General features: G+C 68.8%; 1 protein-coding gene and 1 pseudogene. Both read left to right on the top strand.

Translation table 11 applies throughout. The features are described from left to right. Positions 1-1,544, top strand: a 1,544-nt coding sequence (locus tag C5P05_RS00790; RefSeq protein ID WP_114968016.1) for a phosphate acyltransferase, incomplete at its 5' end; no start/stop codon positions are given. 55 nt (positions 1,545-1,599) lie between these two features. After that, positions 1,600-1,714: pseudogene (locus C5P05_RS00795) on the top strand (acetyl-CoA C-acetyltransferase); the annotation flags it as partial.

A 1,714-nucleotide genomic window follows, 5' to 3' on the forward strand; every position in this document is an offset into this window, starting at 1 on the left:
TCCTTGGCCTGTCGGCCGGCGGCGTGCTCAAGCCCGAGATGGTCAAGACCATGGCGCGCGACCCCATCATCCTGGCGATGGCCAACCCGACGCCAGAGATCAGCCCCGAAGAAGCGCTGGCGGTGCGTCCGGATGCGATCCTGGGCACGGGCCGTTCGGACTATCCGAACCAGGTCAACAACGTCCTGTGCTTCCCGTTCATCTTCCGGGGCGCGCTCGATGTCGGCGCCACCACCATCAACGAGGAAATGAAACTGGCCACGGTACGCGCCATCGCGGCTCTGGCGCATGCCGAGATCCCGGAAAGCGTGGCCAAAGCCTACGGCGCCGCCGGCCTGCGTTTCGGCCGCGACTACCTGATTCCCAAGCCGTTCGACCCACGCCTGATCGTGGCCGTGGCGCCGGCGGTGGCGCAGGCCGCCATGGACAGCGGCGTCGCCACCCGTCCGATCGGCGACATGGACGCCTACCGGACCGGTCTGGCGCGCTTTGTCTACCACTCCGGCTCGGTCATGCAGCCGGTGTTCGACGCGGCGCAGAAGGCGCCCAAGCGCGTGGTCTACGCCGAGGGCGAGGACGAGCGCGTGCTGCGCGCCGTGCAGATCGTCATCGATGAGCGCCTGGCCACGCCGATCCTGGTGGGGCGCGCTGGCGTGGTGGCCCAGCGCATCAAGGAGTTCGGGCTGCGCCTGGTGAGCGGGCGTGACTTCGAGCTGGTCGATCCCGACACCGATGCGCGGGTGCCGCAGGCCGCGCAGGCCTATTACCAGCTCACGCGGCGCAAGGGCGTCACGCCGCTCGCCGCCGAGTCGGCTTTGCGCAGCAACGCCACGGCGCTGGCCGCGATGCTGGTACACCGAGGCGACGCCGATGCGCTGCTGTGCGGCGTGACCGGCGGCTACCGCGCGCACCTGGACGTGGTGGCCCATGTGATCGGCCTGCGCGAGGGCGTTGAGACCCTCGCGGCCATGAACCTGCTGATGCTGCCCGAGCGCACGCTGTTCATCTGCGACACCTACGTCAACCCCGACCCCAGCCCCGAGCAGCTGACCGAGATCGCCGTGCTGGCCGCCGACGAGGTGCGCCGCTTCGGCATCACGCCGCACATGGCGCTGTTGTCGCATTCGAGCTTCGGCAGCGAGGACACGGCCAGCGCGCGCAAGATGCGCCGCGCGCTTGAGTTGATCCGCTCGCTCAAGCTCTCGTTCGAGGTCGAGGGCGAGATGCACGGCGATGTGGCGCTGTCCCGCGAGTTGCTCGACCAGGTGTTCCCCGGCTCGGCCCTCACGCGCGAAGCCAACCTGCTGGTGATGCCAACGCTGGATGCCGCCAACATCACCTTCAATGTCCTCAAGGCCACCTCGGGCCACGGCATCACGGTCGGTCCGATCCTGCTCGGACTGGCGCGGCCGGCGCACATCCTGACGCCGACCGCGACGGTCAGGCGTCTGGTCAACATGACGGCGCTGGCCTCGGTGGACGCCGCCTCCGAGTGGTCCAGCCGCACCGCCACCTCGGTGCTCGCGCATATCCGTGCGGGATGACGCCGTCGTTCCAGCGTTCCAGTTTTCCCCCCGCATTCACATCGAAGGAGTTTTTATGTCCGATATCGTCATCGTCGCCGCGGCCCGCACTGCCGTCGGCAAGTTTGGTGGCAGCCTGGCCAAGACCGCCGCGCCCGAGTTGGGCGCCCATGTCGTGCGCGGCCTGCTGG

The organism is Rhodoferax ferrireducens (genome assembly GCF_003347515.1).
In the GTDB taxonomy this organism is placed as follows: domain Bacteria; phylum Pseudomonadota; class Gammaproteobacteria; order Burkholderiales; family Burkholderiaceae_C; genus Rhodoferax.